Raw genomic sequence first — 19,550 nt, forward strand, 5'->3', positions numbered from 1 at the left:
CGCCTGTTAAGCACTTTTCAGGCGACCGCACTCTTCATGTTTTCCTGAATTATATTTTTATTTATCAGTAAATTATAATTTATCCCTTCACTTATTATCGCCGTTTCGATACCGGTAAACGTCATTGTCATTTCTTATCGGCACTGGCCTGATTCACCCCTGAAACATTCTCTCCTCCCGTCGAACTGCCGGATGACACATTAAGCGCACTTGAGATTGTTGTGCTTTATTTATTTGGTGTTACCAAACTGTTACACAAAAAATCTTATAAAACATTTGCAAACAACAACGGACGGTATCTGGGATGGAGAAGAAACGTAGAGGAGTCAAATCCGCTCGGGCGGCCTTCGGCTGGCCTGAAATCGGAGTTCATCGCGCACAATGGAGCGCGATGCTGATCTGCCTGACGGCGATTGGCGGGGCGCAGGCCTCCAGCTATATAGAGAACGGCCAGGCGGGCGATCCGGCCAGCTGGCGCAGCAGTGAGTTCAATGCAGAATGGGGGCTGGGGGCGATCCACGCTGACCAGGCCTACGCCGCCGGTTATACCGGAAAAGGCATCAAACTTGGCATTTTCGATCAACCGGTTTACGCCAAGCACCCGGAATTCGCCGGTGAGAATAAGGTGATCAATCTGGTTACCGAAGGCATCCGCGAATACACCGATCCCTATATTCCGGTGAAAAAAGGCGACGCTTTTCGCTATGACGGCACGCCGAGCGTGGATTCCGATGGCACGCTCGGTTCGCACGGCACCCACGTGGGCGGCATCGCCGCCGGCAGCCGAGACGGCGGCGCCATGCACGGCGTGGCGTTCAACGCGCAGATCATCAGCGCGGAAAACGGCGATCCCGGCCCGGAGGACGGCATCATCCTCGGCAACGACGGCGCGGTGTATAAGGCCGGTTGGGATGCGCTGGTGGCCAGCGGCGCGCGCATCATCAACAACAGCTGGGGCATCGGCATTACCGAAAAGTTTGATGAGGGCGGTTATGACCCGGCTTATCCGCATTTCACAGTAAACGATGCGCAAAAGCAGTTCGATCAGATCAAACAGATCCTCGGTACCAAGCCTGGCGGCGCCTATCAGGGCGCGATCGACGCGGCCCGCAGCGGCGTGGTCACCATCTTCGCCGCCGGTAACGACGGCAATCTGAATAACCCCGATGCCATGGCCGGCCTGGCTTATTTTGTGCCGGAGATTGCACCGAACTGGCTGTCGGTCGCCAGCTTGCAGGATCCGACCAATACCGGCGATTACAGCATCAGCACCTTCTCCTCTCGCTGCGGTTATACCGCCAGCTTCTGCGTCTCGGCGCCGGGCACCCGGGTATACAGCTCGGTGATTGAAGGTACCAGCGTGGAGAATCTGACGACCGGCTACGCCAAATACAGCGGCACCTCGATGGCGGCGCCGCACGTGGCCGGCGCAGTGGCGGTGCTGATGGAGCGTTTCCCGTATCTGAGCGGCGCACAGGTGGCGGAAGTGCTGAAAACCACCGCCACCGACATGGGCGCGCCGGGCATCGACGCGCTCTACGGTTGGGGGATGATCAACCTGGGCAAAGCCATCAACGGCCCGGGCATGTTGGTGACTGCCGAAGATATTCCTGCGGAGTTCCGTATTCCGGATCCGACAGGCGTGGCCTACGGCCCGACCCAGTTTGTGGTGGATCTGCCGGGCGTTGGCGCGGTGCTGGACAAGGGTAAACCGACCGAGCGCGTCTGCAGCGATGTGTTGTGCGGCCTGGATTTCTGGAGCAACGACATCTCCGGCCATGGCGGCCTGACCAAACAGGGTATCGGCACGTTGGTACTGACCGGTAACAACACCTATGCCGGCCCGACGCTGGTCAATCAGGGGCGGCTGGCGATCAACGGCTCGGTCACCTCGGATGTCAGCGTGCAGAACGGCGGCATCGTCGGCGGCAGCGGCACGGTCGGTTCGCTGACCGCCCGCCGTGGCGGCACCGTGGCACCGGGCAACTCGATCGGCACCCTGAACGTGGCCGGCAACGTCAGTTTCGAGCCGGGTTCGCGCTACGCGGTGGAAGTGGGCCCGAACGGCCAGAGCGATCGGATCCAGAGCAGCGGCTCGGCGACGATCGGCGGCGGCGAGGTGGCGGTCACGCTGGAAAACAGCAGCAACCTGCTGACGCAAAGCGAGGTGCGCAGCCTGCTGGGCCAGCAGTACAACATCCTGACGGCGCAGCAGGGGGTGAGCGGGCAGTTTGACGCGGTGGCGCCGAACTACCTGTTCCTCGGCACCGGGCTGAGCTACCAGCCGAATGGGGTGACGCTGAGCGTCGGGCGCAACGGCACAAGCTTCGCCAGCGTGGCGCAGACGGCGAACGAGCGGGCGGTAGCGGCGGCGGCGGATGCGCTGGCGGCGGGCAACCCGGTCTACGAGAGCATTCTCAACAGCGGCACGGCGGGCGAGGCGCGGCAGGCGTTCCGTCAGCTGTCGGGGCAAATCCATGCGGACATCGCGTCGGCGCTGGTGAACGACAGCCGCTACCTGCGTGAGGCGCTGAACGGGCGTCTGCGTCAGGCGGAAGGGCTGGCGAGTTCGTCGGCCATCAAGGCGGACGAGGGTGGCGCCTGGGCGCAGCTGCTGGGGGCGTGGGACCATGCGTCGGGCGACGCCAACGCCACGGGCTATCAGGCCTCGACCTATGGGGTGCTGGTGGGGCTGGACTCGGCGGCGGCGGCCGACTGGCGGCTGGGGGTGGCGACCGGCTACACCCGCACCTCGCTGCACGGCGGGTACGGGTCGAAGGCGGACAGCGACAACTACCACCTGGCGGCGTACGGCGACAAGCAGTTTGGCGCGCTGGCGCTGCGCGGCGGGGCGGGCTACACCTGGCACCGCATCGACACCAAACGGTCGGTGAACTACGGGATGCAGTCGGACCGCGACACGGCGAAGTACAGCGCGCGCACCGAGCAGCTGTTCGCGGAAGCGGGTTACAGCGTGCAGGGTGAGTGGCTGAACCTGGAGCCGTTCGTCAACCTGGCGTACGTGAACTTTGAAAACAACGGCATCGCGGAAAGCGGCGGCGCAGCGGCGCTGCGCGGCGACAAGCAGCATACCGACGCGACGGTGTCGACGCTGGGGCTGCGCGCGGACACCGCGTGGCAGGTGAGCCCGGGCACGACGGTGGCGCTGCGCAGCGAGCTGGGGTGGCAACACCAGTACGGCGGGCTGGAGCGTGGCACCGGGCTGCGGTTCAACGGCGGCAACGCGCCGTTCGTGGTGGACAGCGTGCCGGTGTCGCGCGACGGCATGGTGCTGAAGGTGGGGGCGGAAGTGGCGGTGAACGAGAACGCCTCGCTGTCGCTGGGCTACGGCGGGCTGCTGTCGCAGAACCATCAGGACAACAGCGTCAACGCCGGTTTCACCTGGCGCTTCTAAGCAACATCGACTCAATCCTTGTACGGGAACCGTCTGCGGGCGGTTCCTTTTTCACATCCTGCTAATGAGAACCCGGCGCACCTGGGGCGTCGGCCAATAACAAGCAAAAGGTAAGGAAATGACAACAACAATGGGTTTTGACAGCAAAGGAAACGCTCGTCGCTCGCCGTGGCGGCTGAACGCGCTGGTCTGCTGCATGGCGCTGGCGGGGTATGCGCAGGCGGCGCCGCACGAGGTGAATGGCCAAGCCGGCGATCCGGCCAGCTGGCGCAGCGCCGAATTCAACGCCAACTGGGGGCTGGGGGCGATCCACGCCGATGAGGCCTACGCCGCCGGCTACACCGGCAAAGGGCAAAAGGTGGGCATTTTCGACACCCCGGTTAACCGCCATCCCGAGTTCGCCGGCGACGGCAAACTGATCAACGTCGTCACCGAAGGCTATCGCGCCTATACCGATCCGCACCGGCCGGGGATTAACGCCGGCGATCGCTTTTACTTCGACGGCACCTTCCACTTCTACAGCGGTTCACAGGGCATGCTGAGCAATCACGGGGTGCACGTCGCGGGCATCAGCGCGGCCAACCGCGACGGCGTCGGCATGCACGGCGTGGCCTTCGATTCGCAGGTGATCAGCGTCGATAACGACAACGACGGCCCGGCCTACGGCGAATTCCTCGGCCTGGACGGCGCCGTCACCAATGCCGGCTGGCAGGCGATGATCAAGAGCGGCGCGCGGGTGATCAACAACAGCTGGGGCGTCAGCATTCCCGACTTTCTGTCCGATGGCGGCCGCGATCCTAATGCGTTGCACTTTGAGCTGAAGGATGCGCAGGAACAGTTCGATCAGGTCAAACCGCTGCTCGGCAGCCTGGCTGGCGCAGGTTATCAGGGCGCTATCGACGCCGCGCGCAAGAATATTCTGGTGCTGTTCGCCGCCGGCAACGACGGCAACTACAACCAGCCGGATGTGATCAGCGGGCTGGCCTATTTCGTGCCGGACATCGCGCCGAACTGGCTGTCGGTCGCCAGCGTGGCGCAGGATGCGGCATCGACCAACAGCGTGCCTTACACCATCAGCAGCTTCTCTTCCCGCTGCGGCTATACCGCCAGCTTCTGTGTCTCGTCGCCGGGCAGCAAAATCTACAGCACCGTGGCCAATGGCTCCGATCCGGCCAACCTGGTGTCGGACTACGGCAATAAAAACGGCACCTCAATGGCGACACCGCACGTCACCGGCGCGGTGGCGGTGTTGCTGCAGCGCTTCCCGTACATGAGCTCGGCGCAGATTGCCGACGTGCTGAAAACCACCGCCACCGATATGGGCGCGCCGGGCATCGACGCGCTCTACGGCTGGGGGATGATCAACCTGGGCAAAGCTATCAACGGCCCGGGCATGTTCTATACCGTCGAAGATATTCCTGCGGAGTTCCGCATTCCGGATCCGACGGGCGTGGCCTACGGCCCGACCCAGTTTGTCGCCAATATTCCGGGTCTGGGCGCCGAGGTGGATGCCGGCACGCTGCACGCCAGAAAGTGTGACGACATCAGTTGCGAGCTGGAAGTCTACTCCAACAACATCTCCGGCCATGGCGGCCTGACCAAAGAAGGGATGGGCACGCTGGTCATGACCGGCGCCAACACCTATGCCGGCCCGACGCTGGTCAATCAGGGGCGGCTGGCGATCAACGGCTCGGTCACCTCGGCCGTCAGCGTGCAGAACGGCGGCATCGTCGGCGGCAGCGGCACGGTCGGTTCGCTGACCGCCCGCCGCGGCGGCACCGTGGCGCCGGGCAACTCGATCGGCACCCTGAACGTGGCCGGCAACGTCAGTTTCGAGCCGGGTTCGCGCTACGCGGTGGAAGTGGGGCCGAACGGCCAGAGCGATCGGATCCAGAGCAGCGGAGCGGCGACGATCGGCGGCGGCGAGGTGGCGGTGACGCTGGAGAACAGCAGCAACCTGCTGACGCAAAGCGAGGTGCGCAGCCTGCTGGGCCAGCAGTACACCATCCTGAGTGCGCAGCAGGGGGTGAGCGGGCAGTTTGACGCGGTGGCGCCGAACTACCTGTTCCTCGGCACCGGGCTGAGCTACCAGCCGACCGGGGTGACGCTGAGCGTCGGGCGTAACGGCACGAGCTTCGCCAGCGTGGCGCAGACGCCGAACGAGCGGGCGGTGGCGGCGGCGGCGGATGCGCTGGCGGCGGGCAACCCGGTGTACGAGAGCATTCTCAACAGCGGCACGGCGGGCGAGGCGCGGCAGGCGTTCCGCCAGCTGTCGGGGCAAATCCATGCGGACATCGCGTCGGCGCTGGTGAACGACAGCCGCTACCTGCGTGAGGCGCTGAACGGGCGTCTGCGTCAGGCGGAAGGGCTGGCGAGTTCGTCGGCCATCAAGGCGGACGAGGACGGCGCCTGGGCGCAGCTGCTGGGGGCGTGGGACCATGCGTCGGGCGACGCCAACGCCACGGGCTATCAGGCCTCGACCTACGGGGTGCTGGTGGGGCTGGACTCGGCGGCGGCGGCCGACTGGCGGCTGGGGGTGGCGACCGGCTACACCCGCACCTCGCTGCACGGCGGGTACGGGTCGAAGGCGGACAGCGACAACTACCACCTGGCGGCGTACGGCGACAAGCAGTTCGGGGCGCTGGCGCTGCGCGGCGGGGCGGGCTATACCTGGCACCGCATCGACACCAAACGGTCGGTGAACTACGGGATGCAGTCGGACCGCGACACGGCGAAGTACAGCGCGCGCACCGAGCAGCTGTTCGCGGAAGCGGGTTACAGCGTGAAGGGTGAGTGGCTGAACCTGGAGCCGTTCGTCAACCTGGCGTACGTGAACTTTGAAAACAACGGCATCGCGGAAAGCGGCGGCGCAGCGGCGCTGCGCGGCGACAAGCAGCACACCGACGCGACGGTGTCGACGCTGGGACTGCGCGCGGACACTGCGTGGCAGGTGAGCCCGGGCACGACGGTGGCGCTGCGCAGCGAGCTGGGGTGGCAACACCAGTACGGCGGGCTGGAGCGTGGCACCGGGCTGCGGTTCAACGGCGGCAACGCGCCGTTCGTGGTGGACAGCGTGCCGGTGTCGCGCGACGGTATGGTGCTGAAGGCGGGGGCGGAAGTGGCGGTGAACGAGAACGCCTCGCTGTCGCTGGGCTACGGCGGGCTGCTGTCGCAGAACCATCAGGACAACAGCGTCAACGCCGGTTTCACCTGGCGCTTCTAAGCCAAGCGGTCATTACAAGGGTCAACGGAGCCGGCATGCCGGCTCCGTTTTTATTTGCGGCTGTGGGGTGAGAACGTATGATGGCCGGCTCCAGGGCAATAAAAAACCGGGACCCTGACGGATCCCGGCTTAAAAGTGGGTAAAACAGATTAGCGCTAAAGGCTCAAGCCCCGTTTTGCTTATGCAGTCCAAGCGATGTGAGCATCGTCTCAGTAGCGGCAACGGAACAAATTTTCCCTGGTGTTACTATGGTTATTATTAAAAATCGTGCTGGTGTTATTTTTTATAGTGTATTGCTGTATGTCTCTTTTGATACCATGTTTGACGATACAACATGGTATGTCAAGCAACGTTTTTAACGCATAATTGCATGGGATGCTAGTTTTAGGTGTGGCTTTTTCAGCAGAAATAATCAAAACGACTGATAAATCAGCAAAAAAAATCGAAGGAACAAATGGATAACAATCATCAAAAATTCGATTCACAGTCGATTGCCAATCGGGTCAGGGAGCTGTTTTTACATTACGGGATTGGAAAACGTCAGCATGCCCGCGAACTCAGCCGCATCTTGGATCTGAGTTTTTCACATGCGCACCGCAAATTGAAAGGGCAAAGCCCCTGGACGCTGGAACAGATCAACAGCGTCGCGGCCGCGTTGGGAGAAACGCCGGCGGCGATCGCCGATTTGAGCGCCGAACACGAGACGACCGAGCCAAACATGGCGCGTGATGCCATCTTTTTCGTGGCGGGGGTGGCGATGCCTTGCGTCGGGCACATTGGCGATGAACTTTCTGCCGGGCGGCCGGCGGAGTTTGTGGCGCTGCGTGTGGAGGGGCAATGGCATATCTATCGCGCCGAAGAGGCGCCGGCAGGTCTGCGTTACGGCGTCGAACTGATAGAAATCCGGCCCGGCTACGGCGATGACGAGCGGTTGAGCATCGCGGTATTGGACGATTCGCATCAGGCGGCCGATGAGCTGGCCAAGTACCTCGGCGGCTGCGGTTTCAACGCAGTGGCGTTTTACGATGTCGACAGCTTCTGCCAGGCGTTGCAGCAAAGCCTGTTCGACGGTTACGTGGTGGACTGGCTGATCGGTGAGGAAACGGCGGATCGCTGTATCGCCACCATCCGCGCCTCCGACAACCCGGACGCGCCGGTACTGGTGCTGACCGGCGAACTGGGCACCGACCGACGCGAGTCGGAGATCGCTCAGGCGATGCGCGAGTACGATGTGCTCGGTCCTTATGAAAAACCGGTGCGGCTCCATGTGATCGAAGCCGCACTGCAACGCTGTTTTAATCTTTAGCGGGGAACACCTCGGCCAGTGCGCTCGACAGCGCATCCAGCCGAACCGGTTTCATCAGGTAGTTATCGAACAGGGCGCGCTGATCCGCCGTCAGCTGCTCCGGCGTATAGGCGCTGATGCCGATGATTGGCACATGGCGGTTGGGGCCGCGACGATTGCGCAGCTGCCTGGCCAGGGCGGCGCCGTCGATGCCCGGCATCTGCAGATCCAGCAACAGCGCGTCGTAAGGGCGTCTGAGCAGCTTCTGCAACGCGCGCTCCGGCGAGTCGCACAGTTCGTGCTGGTAGCCCAGTTTGTCCAGCAACGCCGCAAAGGCGTCACCCACCGACTTGTTGTCATCCACCACCAGCACCTGCTGCGGCTTTTGCTGCAGGGGGGCATTGGCGGCGGCGGGCTCGTCGGCGCGCTCTTCTTCACTGATCTGCACCGGAATGCTGACGATAAAGGTGCTGCCCTTCTTGATTTCGCTGTACACCGTGATGGTGCCGTTGAGCAGCGTCACCAGGCCGTGTACGATCGCCAACCCCATCCCCACGCCGGCATATTGCTTGGTATGCGACTGATCCAACTGGGTAAAGGGTTTGAAGATCTGATCGAGCTGGTCTTTTTCGATACCGATGCCGGTGTCGGTCACTTCGATAATCAGCGAACTGCCGCCGGGTTGACGGCGCAGGCAGCTGTGCAGCGTAATGCTGCCGCTTTCGGTGTATTTGTAGGCGTTGGTCAGCAGGTTAACGATAATCTGCCGGATGCGCAGCGGATCGGAGTGCACCAACAGGTGGCTGCACTCCACTTCGCAGCTCAGTTTGACCTGCTCTTTGCGGGTCAGGGTGGCGATTTCATTAGCGGTTTCCGCGATCAGCTTCTGCGCGTCGAACGGCACGATGCGCAATTCCATCATGCCGCTGTCGAGGTGCGCGTAGTCGGTCAGATCCTTCATCTGGCTTTCGATTTGCTGCGCGGCGGTCTCCAGCCGCTGGAAAGTGTCCGCATGCTCCGCCGACACCCGGGTGTTCACCAGCACGTCGATGGCCGACATCACGCTCTGCAATGAGGTGCGCAGCTCGTGGCCGATGGCGCCGAGGAAGGCGTTTTTGGTGCGTGTCGCTTTCTCCGCCTCAATGGCCTTGGCCTGCTGGCGAATGGTCAGCCGCTGCTGGCGGAACACGATCAGGGTGATGGCGATCAGCGCGATCACCGAGAACATGACGATCACCAGCCCATAGAAAATGATGTGCCGTTTCTCGATGTAGTCCTCATAGGCGGCGGTGCGCTGCTTCACCTCGGCGTGGTCGGTCAGGTTGGCCATTTCGATGGCGTAAGGCTTGATGGCCTTCATGGCCGCGAAAACCTGGCTGAAGTCGATTTTCGGGTTATCCAGTAGTTTATCGATGCGATCCATCTGCAGGCGCATCTGCTTGACCACTTCCGGGTAGCCCGGCTCGGCGTACAGCGGTTGCGTGGATTCGGAGACGGTTTCCAGCACGTAAAAGCGCGAATAGAGGATTTCGAACCGCAGCCGCAGGTTGTCGCTGTCCACCTGCGCGGCATGGCTTTGCTGCTCGACGAACGTGTCGAATTCCGCCAGCTTGATGGAGAACTTGGCGATCGACCAGGAGTAGTTCTCCTGCGTGCCGGCGATGGCATACAGCCCTTTCTTCGACAGGGTGGCGCTGTAGTAATAGAGCGTGACGGTCGAAGCCACTAAAAACAGCGCGGCAAAGATGGCCGGGATCGCCAGCCTGCTGCCGTTCTTAAAGGTCGTCAGCTTCATTTGATCACGATCCTGTCGACTTGCCAGATAAAGCGTGAATTGTACAACGGCGAGTTCAGTTCAGGCCCGGCGGCGTCGCGCGGGTAAACCAGGAACAGCGGGCCGAAGTTTCTGAGCTTCAGCATTTCCCCGTCCATCCTGTAGGCCAGGATCATGTTGTACTTCTTGACGTCGGACAGCGGCACGTCGATGTAATAATCGTTCAGCGCGTAGAAAGTCAGCGTCTCGCCCTTGGCGCCGACGCGCTCCAGGATATCGGCCACCGAAATCCCTTCAAATTTTCTCTGCGGCGTCCAGGAGGTGGAGGTGGTGATGCTGCGCACCGGCATCGCCAACAGCTGCTTATCGGTGAACAGATAGCTTTTTTTGACCGGGTCGGTCACGTTGTCGATCTTGCCCGCCACTTCCAGGGTAAAGCTGAGCGCGCTGCTCTGGGCGATAATCAGGGCCACGCAGGCCATCGCAAGGGTTTTGCATAGTTTGAACAGCATCGGCGTTCTCCAGAGGCGCGGGGAGGTTTGTATCAGTCCCGCTAATTTATCAGGCAGAATAATGGCAGAAAAAGCAGGCGGGTGCGAAGGGAATAGTAAACCGCACAAAAAGAACAGTCCTGGGCCGGTCGGCCTGTACACGTAACCTTTCTCTTCCGTTTGTCAGCCGTTTCGATGCGCTTTCAACAGCTGCGCCAGCTGCGTCAGGCCTGCCGTTAGCTCGTCCGGCGAGGGGGAACCCAGGCACAGGCGAATGCCCGTCGCACGTTCGTCGTGGTCTACCATCACGGTGTCCGGCGGCGTCACCTTTACGTTGGCCAATGCGGCGGCGGCGGCCACAGACTCGGCGGTTTCGCGCGGCATCGGCAGCCAGACATGATAAGCGTCGGGATGCGATACGCATTCGTCGGCATCGAATATCGAGGTGGCCAGATGTACTCTTCGCTGAGCCTCATGGCGCAACGCTTGCGGTATCGTCTCGATCGCGCTGCTGGCCAGCCACTCCTCCACCACAGCGCAAGACAGTGGCGAAGGTGCGAAAGGAAGATCTTGCAAGGCTTCTTCCGCCGCAGCTTGCATGCCGGGCGGCAGAGTCAGCATGCCGATCCGCAATCCCGGGCCGAGCGTTTTCGACAGGCCATTGACATGGAACACCCGCTCGGGCGCCAGAGCCGCGAGCGCAGGCGCCGCTGAATGCCCCAGCGCATACACGCCATCCTCGATGATCCAGACATTCGCCCGCCGGCATATCTCGACGATAGCCTGCCTGCGCTCGGCGCTCATGGTGGCGGTTGTCGGATTATGCAGTGTCGGCGTCAGATAGACCGCGGTATGGCCGGAGGAGACTCGCTCGAGCGCGCTCGCCAGCGCCTGCGGCACTATGCCTTGCGCATCGATCTCCACGCCGATCAGGCGATGGCCTTTACGTCGGGCCAGCGCGATCGCGCCGGGGTAGGTGAGTCTCTCGGTCAGTATCGTGCCGCGTGGCCCGCAGGCCAGGTCAAACGCCAGCGAAATCGCCTGACGGGCATTGCTGGTCAGCGCCAGGTGCGACGGATCGATCGTGACGCCGGCGTTTTCCAGCCAGCGGGCCAACAAACGCCGGTGCTCCAGATGCCCGGTCGGAGGGGAATAGAAGTTCAGATGGTCCACATCCATTTTCCGCGCAATGCCGGCCAGCGTGCGCGCCAGCAAACGATCGGTAAGCATCGCCGGCGGCGCATTGGATGAAAGATCGATTTCGCGTTTTTCACGGGCGCGGCGGATCGCCACGAACATCCCGCGGCCTTTCACGCTGCGCACCAACCCACGCCGCTCCAGGATGGCATAGGCTTTGGTCACCGTGCCCAGACCGATCGCCAATTGCCAGGCGAGCGTACGGTGGGCCGGCAAACGATCGCCCCCTTGCAGCTTGCCCTCGATAATGTCGTCAGCCAACGCCAACACCAGCCGTTCGACGGTAGTGGCTTCCACATTGGCCAGGCGGGGCTGCCAGGGGGATTGAAGCCGCATATTCGCTCTCCGGAGAAAGAATATAGTGTCACGTGACACTATTTAAATAGGCGAAAAGTGTAACACATACTATGTTGGTGAGGAGTCCCGGCGTTTTCAACTACGGCTCGGCCGTAAGGCGGGTCAGCGGAGTTTTTCCATGATGGTCAGTCAGCTTGCGTTGGTTTACGGCGCCTATCTCCTCGCAACTGCCAGCCCCGGCCCCAGCAACATGGCGATCATGGGCGTGGCGATGCGTGACGGCCGCAGGCCCGCGTTGGTGCTGGCCGCCGGGGTGGTGACCGGATCGCTGTGCTGGGCGATGTTGGCCGCGACCGGCCTTTCCGCCGTGTTGGCCACGTATGCGCAGGCGCTGTGGACCATCAAGATCGTTGGCGGCGTGTATATGCTGTATCTGGCGCTGCGCGCCGGCCGATCCGCATTACGGGCGTCTCCCGTTACGACAGGCATAGCGGCAGGGGATAGCGCGCGATCTTATCAGAGGTTGTATCGGCAGGGCGTGCTGATGCATCTCGGCAATCCCAAGGCCATCATGTCCTGGATGGCGATCATGTCGCTGGGATTGCGGCAAGGCGCGCCTGAGCAGGTTTTACCGGCAATTATTGGCGGTTGCGCGCTGCTCGGCGTGACGATTTTCGGGGGGTATGCCCTGCTGTTCTCAACGTCGCCGATGATCGCGTTTTACACCCGGGTGAGGCGCTGGATTGAAGGAACGCTTGCGCTGCTGTTCGCTTTGGCGGGCCTGGAGCTGTTGATATCGCGGGGGTAATGAACGCCCGGCGTTAACCTGAGGAGAGAAGCGATGGTTTTTGGCATGCAGATGGTGGATGTCTTTGGCGCCGGGCCACTCGCCGGCAATCCGTTGGCGGTGATTACGGGCGCCGGAGTGTTGTCTACGGAGGACATGCAGCGCTTGACGCGTTGGTTCAACCTGTCGGAAACGGCCTTTTTACTGCCGCCTATGCACTCACAGGCGGATTACCGGGTGCGAATATTCACGCTGGATCGTGAAATGCCGTTTGCCGGGCACCCGACGCTCGGCAGTTGCCATGCCTGGCTCACTGCGGGCGGTACGCCGCGTAATGACGCGGAGATCATCCAGGAGTGCGGGGCGGGCTTGGTGAGCATTCGCCGCGAGGGCGGACGGCTGTGTTTTGCCGCGCCGCCGTTGATTCGCTCCGGGGCGCCGTCAGAAGCGGCGTTGGCCGACGCGCTGCGGTTTTTGGGGATCGCGCCTGAGGAGGCGCTCGATGCCGCCTGGATCGATAACGGTCCGGGGTGGCTGGGGATCCGGCTGGCCAGCGCCGAGCGGGTGCTTTCCCTGACGCCGGCGAGAAGCTGGCCGCGCAGAGTGGACATTGGCGTCGTCGGCCCACATGCCGATGGTGACGCAGCCTTCGAGGTGCGCGCTTTTTTGAGCGATCACCTTGGCGCTATCGTCGAAGATCCGGTCACCGGCAGCCTCAATGCCTCGCTGGCTCAGTGGCTGTTTGCAAGCGGCGTGGTCAGCGGCGGCTATATCGCCGCTCAGGGCCGCTGCCGTGGGCGCAACGGGCGCGTGCATGTCACCCGCGACGAGAGCGGCCGGATTTGGGTGGGGGGCAATACGCGCACTCAGGTCGAAGGTCGGCTGCATGGGATTGGCACGGCGTAGAACGCGCCGCTGCACCCGCGTGCGGCTGAACGGAATATCGATTTTCATCCGATAAGGAGTGAACAGTATGTCTGCAACGGCCATCGATACCTTGAAAATGTTGGTGCGTTACAAAGCCTGGGCGAATGCCTTGACCTTTGACTGCGTGGCGGCCTTGCCGGAGGGCGAAGCGCTGCGGCCGCGCCCGACCCGTTTCGGCAATATGGTGCATACCTTGAATCACGTGTACGTGGTGGACGATATCTTCAGGCACCATCTGCAAGGCCGCAAGCATGGCTACCTCGCGCGCAACACCGAGCAAACGCCTGCTCTTGACTCTCTGCGGTGTGCGGTGGAGGAAATGGACCGCTGGTATATCGAACAGGTGGACAACTGGTCGCCCGAGGCGCTGGCGCAGGTGGTGCATTTCGAGTTCGTCGGCGGGGGGGAAGGCCGCATGACGCGCCAGGAAATCGTGCTGCATGTCGTCAACCACGCGACCTATCATCGCGGTTTTGTCGGCGATATGCTCTATCAGGTGCCCTTTGCTGCACCGGCGAACGATTTGCCGGTGTTTCTTCGCGATCATTACCGCCGGGCGCCGTGAGGCGAGCGGGATAAATAAAAAAGCCAGACGCTTTCGCGCCTGGCCTGTTACGCGCCGGAACCCGGCGAAGTTGCGCCTCAGCGCATGGTGACGAACTCTTCCGCCGCAGTCGGGTGGATAGCCACGGTGTTGTCGAAGTCCTTCTTGGTGGCGCCCATCTTCACCGCCACCGCGAAGCCCTGCAGGATCTCGTCCATGCCGAAGCCGATGCCGTGCAGGCCGACGATTTTCTCTTCTTTACCCGCGCACACCAGCTTCATGCGGCACGGCTGGCGGTGCTGCGTCACGGCGCTGTACATGGCGGTGAAGGAGGATTTGTACACCTTCACGTTGTCCGCACCGAACTTCTCGATGGCTTCCGGCTCGGTCAGGCCGACGGTGCCGATCGGCGGGTGGCTGAACACCACGGTGGCGATGTTGCTGTAGTCCAGGTGTTCGTCCGGCTTGTTGTTGAACAGGCGCTCGGACAGACGGCGGCCGGCGGCCACGGCGACCGGGGTCAGCTCTACCGCGCCGGTGTTGTCACCCACCGCGTAGATGCCTTTGACGTTGGTGTTCTGGAACTTATCGACGTCGATATAGCCTTTCTCATTGGTTTTCACCCCGGTCACGCCGAGGTTCAGGTTGTCGGTCGCCGGTTCGCGGCCGATGGCCCAGATCAGGCAGTCGACGGTGAATGCTTTGCCGTTTTCCAGCTGCAGCGTCAGGCTGCCGTCGGCGTTCTTGACGATCGCTTTCGGCACCGATTCGGTGTGCAGGCTCGGCCCTTCGGTGTTCATCACTTCCACCAGGGTTTCGACGATCATCGGATCGAAGCTGCGCAGCGGCGCGTGCTTGCGCACGAACAGGTGCGTTTCCGCGCCCAGCGCGTTCAGCACGCCGGCGATTTCCACGGCGATATAGCCGGCGCCCACCACGGCGACGCGTTTCGGCATGGCGTCCAACTCAAAGAAGCCGTCGGAGTCGATGCCGTATTCGGCGCCCGGAATAGCCGGATGGCTCGGGCGGCCGCCGGTGGCGATCAGGATGTGATCGGCGGTGATGGTTTCGCCGTTCACTTCCACGGTGTGCGCATCCACGAAGCGCGCGAACCCTTTAATCACGTCGACCTTGTTCTTGCCCAGCACGTTATCGTAGGAATTGTGGATGCGGTCGATATAGGCGGTGCGGTTGGCGACCAGCTTTTTCCAGTCGAAGGCGTTGACGGTAGTGTCGAAGCCGTAGTCCGGGCCGTACTGATGGATGGCCTCGGCGATCTGCGCCGCGTGCCACATGACTTTTTTCGGTACACAACCCACGTTTACACAGGTGCCGCCCAGCTCTTTGGCTTCAATCAGCGCACACTTTTGGCCGTACATGGCTGCCCGGTTGATCGATGCGATACCGCCGCTGCCGCCGCCAATTGCTAGATAATCGTAATGTTTCGTCATCTGGGATTTCCATGAGTTGTGAATTTGAAGAGGGTAAGAGTTTAACGCCTGACCGGGGTTTGTCGCAAAGATTGCGTCGATGGCTGCGATAGGTGGACGCAGGGCGCGGCAAACCGCGCCCTGATGGGGTTTATTCCGGTACCACCCAGTTCACCAGATGGTGACCGATGCCCGACGGCACCAGCACCTTGTGCAGCCACGGCAGCACGTTCTTCATCTGCTGTTCCAGCTTCCACGGCGGGTTGATGACGATCATGCCGGAGGCGGTCATGCCGCGCTGATCGCTGTCGGGTTTCACCGCCAGCTCGATCTGCAGGATGCGGCGAATGCCGGTGGCTTCCAGATCGCGCAGCATGCGTTTGATCTGCTGGCGCATGACCACCGGGTACCACAGCGCGTAGGTGCCGGTGGCGAAACGCTTGTAGCCTTCCTGAATGCCTTTGACCACGTCCTGGTAATCGGTCTTCATTTCATACGGCGGATCCATCAGGATCAGGCCGCGGCGCGACAGGGGCGGCAGCTGGGATTTCAGCTGCTGATAGCCGTCGGCGCGCTGCACTTTGGCGCGCTCGTCTTTCTGGAATTCGCTGCGCAGCAGCGGGTAGTCGCTCGGGTGCAGCTCGGTCAGGTGGATTTTGTCCTGCGGGCGCAGCAGCTGGCGGGCGATCAGCGGCGAGCCGGGATAATAGCGCAGCGTGCCGGAACGGTTGAAGTTGTGCACCACGCTCATGTAGGCCGCCAGCTCTTCCGGCAGATCGTCGCGTTGCCACAGCAAACCGATGCCTTCCAGGTATTCGCCGGTGCGCTCGGCGTGTTCGCCGCTGAGCTGATAACGGCCCGCGCCCGAGTGGGTATCCAGATACAGGAACGGCTTCTCTTTTTCCTTCAGCGACTCGATGATCAGGCTCTGAACGGTGTGCTTGAGCACGTCGGCGTGGTTGCCGGCGTGGAAACTGTGGCGATAACTTAACATGACGGGTGGCGGTTCCTTGTGCTCCGCAGGCGGAGCATTCAATGCAATAAGGCTTATAATCTGCACAGTATAAACTGTCTGGCCGGGAAAAACCGGACTCCGTTGCCGCAGACGTTAACAGAAAGGGACAGGACGATGAGCAAACAGGCGATTTTGGCGAATTACCCCGACGCGGCGCGCTGGGCATTCGGCGACGGCCCCGCGTTAGCCGACGAACTGCTGGGATTGGTGCTGAGCGGGGATAAAACCGCCACCTGCAGTTCCTATGCGAGCTATCGTCGGGAACAAACCCCGCGGATCGGCGATTACAGCATCGTTCTCGATGGCCGCGGCGAACCGGCCTGCGTGATCAGAACCCTGGCGCTGCGCCTGGTGCGCTACGATCGGGTGACCGCCGAGATGGCGGCCAAAGAGGGTGAAGGCGACAAAAGCCTGGCGTTTTGGCGCCAGGGGCATCAAGAGTTCTTTACCCGCGAGGGCACTTTTGCGCCGGACATGTGGCTGGTGTTCGAAGAGTTCGAATGGGTTGAAACGCTGTGAATCACAAGGAGAAAGGATGAGCTGCATTTTTTGCGACATCGTGGCGGGCAAGGCGCCGTGCCATAAAATCTGGGAAGACGACGACCATCTGGCGTTCCTGTCCATCTTTCCCAATACCGACGGTTTCAGCGTGGTGATCCCCAAGGCGCACCACCCGAGCTACGCGTTTGATCTGCCGGACGAGGTGCTGAGCGCGTTGATGCTGGCGACCAAGCGGGTGGCGAAGCAGCTGGATCGCGCGTTCGACGACGTCGGCCGCTGCGGCATGGTGTTCGAGGGCTACGGCGTCGACCACGTGCACGCCAAACTGATCCCGCTGCACGGCACCGCATCGCTGGAACAGTGGCGGCCGATCGAATCGACCTCGCCGAAGTTTTTCGAACGTTATGAGGGCTATATCTCCTCCCACGACGCCGCGCGCGCCGACGACGAACAGCTGGCGGCGCTGGCCGCCCGCATCCGCCAAAGCGCCGTTTAAGGCACGAACGATCAACGCCGGGCATTGATTTTCCTGTTGTCTGGCTCCATGTTAGAGATTCATACGCATTTTAAGGCTCGCCCGTGCGGCGGGCCCAACGCTAATCAGGACTGCCCTATGACAAATCCGTTGCTGACCCCGTTTTCCCTGCCGCCTTTCTCGGCGATCCGCCCTGAAGATATCGTGCCAGCGGTGCAATCCGCGCTGGCGGACTGCCGCGCTGCGGTAGAGCGCGTGGTCGCGCAGCCGGGCCCGTTCACCTGGGACAATCTGTGTCAGCCGTTGGCGGAGTCGGACGATCGCCTGTCGCGCATCTGGTCGCCGATCGGGCACCTGAACTCGGTGAAAAACAGCCCGGAGCTGCGCGCCGCCTATGAGCAGGCGCTGCCGCTGCTGTCCGAGTACGGCACCTGGGTCGGCCAGCACGAAGGGCTGTACCAGGCTTACCGCAGCCTGAAAGAGGGCGCGGCGTTCGAGGCGCTGAGCGTGCCGCAGCGCAAGGCGGTGGATAACGCGCTGCGCGATTTCGAACTGTCGGGCATCGGCCTGTCGGTGGACAAACAGCAGCGCTACGGCGAGATCGTCGCGCGCCTGTCCGAACTGGGTTCCACCTACAGCAATAACGTGCTCGACGCCACCATGGGCTGGAGCAAACTGATTACCGACGAAGCCGAGCTGAGCGGCCTGCCGGAAAGCGCTCTGGCGCAGGCGCAGGCGATGGCGCAGGCCAAAGAGCAAGACGGCTGGTTGCTGACGCTGGACATGCCGAGCTACCTGCCGGTGCTGACCTACGCCGACAACCGCGCGCTGCGCGAAGAGATGTACCGCGCCTTCGCCACTCGCGCCTCCGATCAGGGGCCGAACGCCGGCAAATGGGACAACAGCGAAGTGATGGCGGAAACGCTGGCGCTGCGCCACGAGCTGGCTCAGCTGCTGGGCTTCGATACCTACGCCGACAAGTCGCTGGCGACCAAAATGGCGGAGAGCCCGGAGCAGGTGATCGGCTTCCTGAGCGATCTGGCCAAGCGCGCCCGCCCGCAGGCCGAGCAAGAGCTGGCGCAGCTGCGCGCCTTCGCCAAACAGCACTATGGCGTGGACGAGCTCGAAGCCTGGGACATCACCTATTACGGCGAAAAACAGAAACAGCACCTGTTCTCCATCAGCGACGAGCAGCTGCGCCCGTACTTCCCGGAGCAGCGGGTGGTGGAAGGGCTGTTCGAAGTGGTGAAACGCATCTACGGCATCACCGCCAAAGAACGTAAAGACGTGGAAACCTGGCATCCGGACGTGCGCTTCTTCGATCTGTTCGCCGCCGACGGCGAGCTGCGCGGCAGTTTCTACCTCGATCTGTACGCCCGCGAAAACAAACGCGGCGGCGCCTGGATGGACGACTGTGTCGGCAGCCTGCGCAAGGCCGACGGCACGTTGCAAAAACCGGTCGCTTACCTGACCTGCAACTTCAACCGCCCGTTGGGCGACCAGCCGGCGCTGTTCACCCATAACGAAGTGACCACGCTGTTCCACGAATTCGGCCACGGTCTGCATCACATGCTGACGCAGATCGATACCGCCGGCGTCTCCGGCATCAACGGGGTGCCGTGGGATGCGGTCGAGCTGCCGAGCCAGTTTATGGAAAACTGGTGCTGGGAGCCGGAAGCGCTGGCGTTTATCTCCGGCCACTACCAGAGCGGCGAGCCGCTGCCGAAGGAAATGCTCGACAAGCTGCTGGCGGCCAAGAATTACCAGGCGGCGCTGTTTATCCTGCGCCAGCTGGAGTTCGGCCTGTTCGATTTCCGCATGCACTTCGAATACAGCCCGGAAAAAGGGGCGCAGATCCTGCCGACGCTGGCGGAAGTGAAGAAAATGGTGGCGGTGGTGCCTTCACCGAGCTGGGGCCGCTTCCCGCACGCCTTCAGCCACATCTTTGCCGGCGGCTACGCGGCGGGTTACTACAGCTACCTGTGGGCGGAAGTGCTGTCGGCCGACGCCTACTCGCGCTTCGAAGAAGAGGGGATATTCAACGCCGAGACCGGCAAATCCTTCCTCGACAACATCCTGTCGCGCGGCGGTTCGGAAGAGCCGATGGCGCTGTTCAAACGCTTCCGTGGCCGCGAGCCGCAGCTGGATGCTATGCTGCGCCATTACGGCATTAAAGGATAACCCGACAC

14 protein-coding genes are annotated in these 19,550 nt (G+C 62.2%); 9 read left to right on the plus strand and 5 right to left on the minus strand.

Annotated features, from left to right (window positions below; all coding sequences use genetic code 11):
• Positions 1–391: 391 nt before the first annotated feature.
• From ACMGF9_RS00175 to ACMGF9_RS00185, 3 genes are all read left to right on the plus strand, one after another.
• Positions 392–3,415, plus strand: a complete 3,024-nt coding sequence (locus ACMGF9_RS00175) for an autotransporter outer membrane beta-barrel domain-containing protein (protein WP_414160471.1) — start codon at positions 392–394, stop codon at positions 3,413–3,415.
• A 196-nt stretch (positions 3,416–3,611) separates the two neighbouring features.
• A complete protein-coding gene (locus ACMGF9_RS00180; protein ID WP_414160628.1) occupies positions 3,612–6,638 on the plus strand; it encodes an autotransporter outer membrane beta-barrel domain-containing protein in 3,027 nt (1,008 codons plus the stop codon).
• A 454-nt stretch (positions 6,639–7,092) separates the two neighbouring features.
• Positions 7,093–7,944, plus strand: coding sequence for a helix-turn-helix domain-containing protein (locus tag ACMGF9_RS00185; protein WP_021505218.1), 852 nt, complete (start codon positions 7,093–7,095; stop codon positions 7,942–7,944).
• On the opposite strand, the gene ACMGF9_RS00190 is transcribed toward ACMGF9_RS00185, so the two are convergent.
• The 3 genes from ACMGF9_RS00190 to ACMGF9_RS00200 all read right to left on the minus strand — a co-directional run bounded on the left by ACMGF9_RS00190 (position 7,934) and on the right by ACMGF9_RS00200 (position 11,721).
• Positions 7,934–9,718 carry a hybrid sensor histidine kinase/response regulator gene (locus tag ACMGF9_RS00190; RefSeq protein WP_015379378.1) on the minus strand — a complete coding sequence of 595 codons (1,785 nt, stop codon included), beginning with the start codon at positions 9,716–9,718 and terminating at the stop codon, positions 7,934–7,936. The genes ACMGF9_RS00185 and ACMGF9_RS00190 overlap by 11 nt on opposite strands.
• Complete coding sequence (locus ACMGF9_RS00195; protein ID WP_004931017.1) at positions 9,715–10,209, minus strand: molybdopterin-dependent oxidoreductase; 495 nt, start codon at positions 10,207–10,209, stop codon at positions 9,715–9,717. The genes ACMGF9_RS00190 and ACMGF9_RS00195 overlap by 4 nt, the downstream gene beginning before the upstream one ends.
• Before the next feature lie 162 nt (positions 10,210–10,371).
• Positions 10,372–11,721, minus strand: a complete 1,350-nt coding sequence (locus tag ACMGF9_RS00200) for a PLP-dependent aminotransferase family protein (protein WP_099982773.1) — start codon at positions 11,719–11,721, stop codon at positions 10,372–10,374.
• A gap of 139 nt (positions 11,722–11,860) precedes the next feature.
• On the opposite strand from ACMGF9_RS00200, the gene ACMGF9_RS00205 reads away from it, so the two are divergent.
• The 3 genes from ACMGF9_RS00205 to ACMGF9_RS00215 all read left to right on the plus strand — a co-directional run bounded on the left by ACMGF9_RS00205 (position 11,861) and on the right by ACMGF9_RS00215 (position 13,961).
• Entirely contained in the window at positions 11,861–12,490 is a 630-nt protein-coding gene (locus tag ACMGF9_RS00205) for a LysE family translocator (RefSeq protein WP_044030069.1), read from the plus strand.
• Between the two features lie 51 nt (positions 12,491–12,541).
• Positions 12,542–13,375, plus strand: coding sequence for a PhzF family phenazine biosynthesis protein (locus ACMGF9_RS00210; protein ID WP_242517254.1), 834 nt, complete (start codon positions 12,542–12,544; stop codon positions 13,373–13,375).
• 67 nt (positions 13,376–13,442) lie between these two features.
• Entirely contained in the window at positions 13,443–13,961 is a 519-nt protein-coding gene (locus tag ACMGF9_RS00215) for a DinB family protein (RefSeq protein WP_074469419.1), read from the plus strand.
• A 77-nt stretch (positions 13,962–14,038) separates the two neighbouring features.
• Here the strand turns inward: ACMGF9_RS00215 and gorA are convergent, their stop codons facing one another.
• Together gorA and ACMGF9_RS00225 are read right to left on the minus strand one after the other, a co-directional pair.
• Positions 14,039–15,391 (minus strand): glutathione-disulfide reductase, encoded by a 1,353-nt coding sequence (gene gorA / locus ACMGF9_RS00220; protein WP_021505213.1) that lies wholly within the window; start codon positions 15,389–15,391, stop codon positions 14,039–14,041.
• A 130-nt stretch (positions 15,392–15,521) separates the two neighbouring features.
• Positions 15,522–16,364, minus strand: a complete 843-nt coding sequence (locus ACMGF9_RS00225) for a 23S rRNA (adenine(2030)-N(6))-methyltransferase RlmJ (RefSeq protein WP_004931012.1) — start codon at positions 16,362–16,364, stop codon at positions 15,522–15,524.
• A 135-nt stretch (positions 16,365–16,499) separates the two neighbouring features.
• Here ACMGF9_RS00225 and ACMGF9_RS00230 point away from each other — a divergent pair, with 135 nt between their 5' ends.
• The 3 genes from ACMGF9_RS00230 (at position 16,500) to prlC (ending at position 19,542) form a co-directional block, all read left to right on the plus strand.
• Positions 16,500–16,904 (plus strand): ASCH domain-containing protein, encoded by a 405-nt coding sequence (locus ACMGF9_RS00230; protein ID WP_015379373.1) that lies wholly within the window; start codon positions 16,500–16,502, stop codon positions 16,902–16,904.
• Positions 16,905–16,920: 16 nt separating this feature from the next.
• A complete protein-coding gene (locus ACMGF9_RS00235) occupies positions 16,921–17,382 on the plus strand; it encodes an HIT family protein (protein WP_015379372.1) in 462 nt (153 codons plus the stop codon).
• 117 nt (positions 17,383–17,499) lie between these two features.
• Positions 17,500–19,542: an oligopeptidase A gene (gene prlC, locus ACMGF9_RS00240; protein WP_076741285.1), complete on the plus strand. Its 2,043-nt coding sequence runs from the start codon at positions 17,500–17,502 to the stop codon at positions 19,540–19,542.
• Positions 19,543–19,550: the final 8 nt, after the last annotated feature.

Source organism: Serratia sp. BNK-23 (assembly GCF_047456145.1).
Taxonomy (GTDB): Bacteria; Pseudomonadota; Gammaproteobacteria; order Enterobacterales; family Enterobacteriaceae; genus Serratia; species Serratia nematodiphila.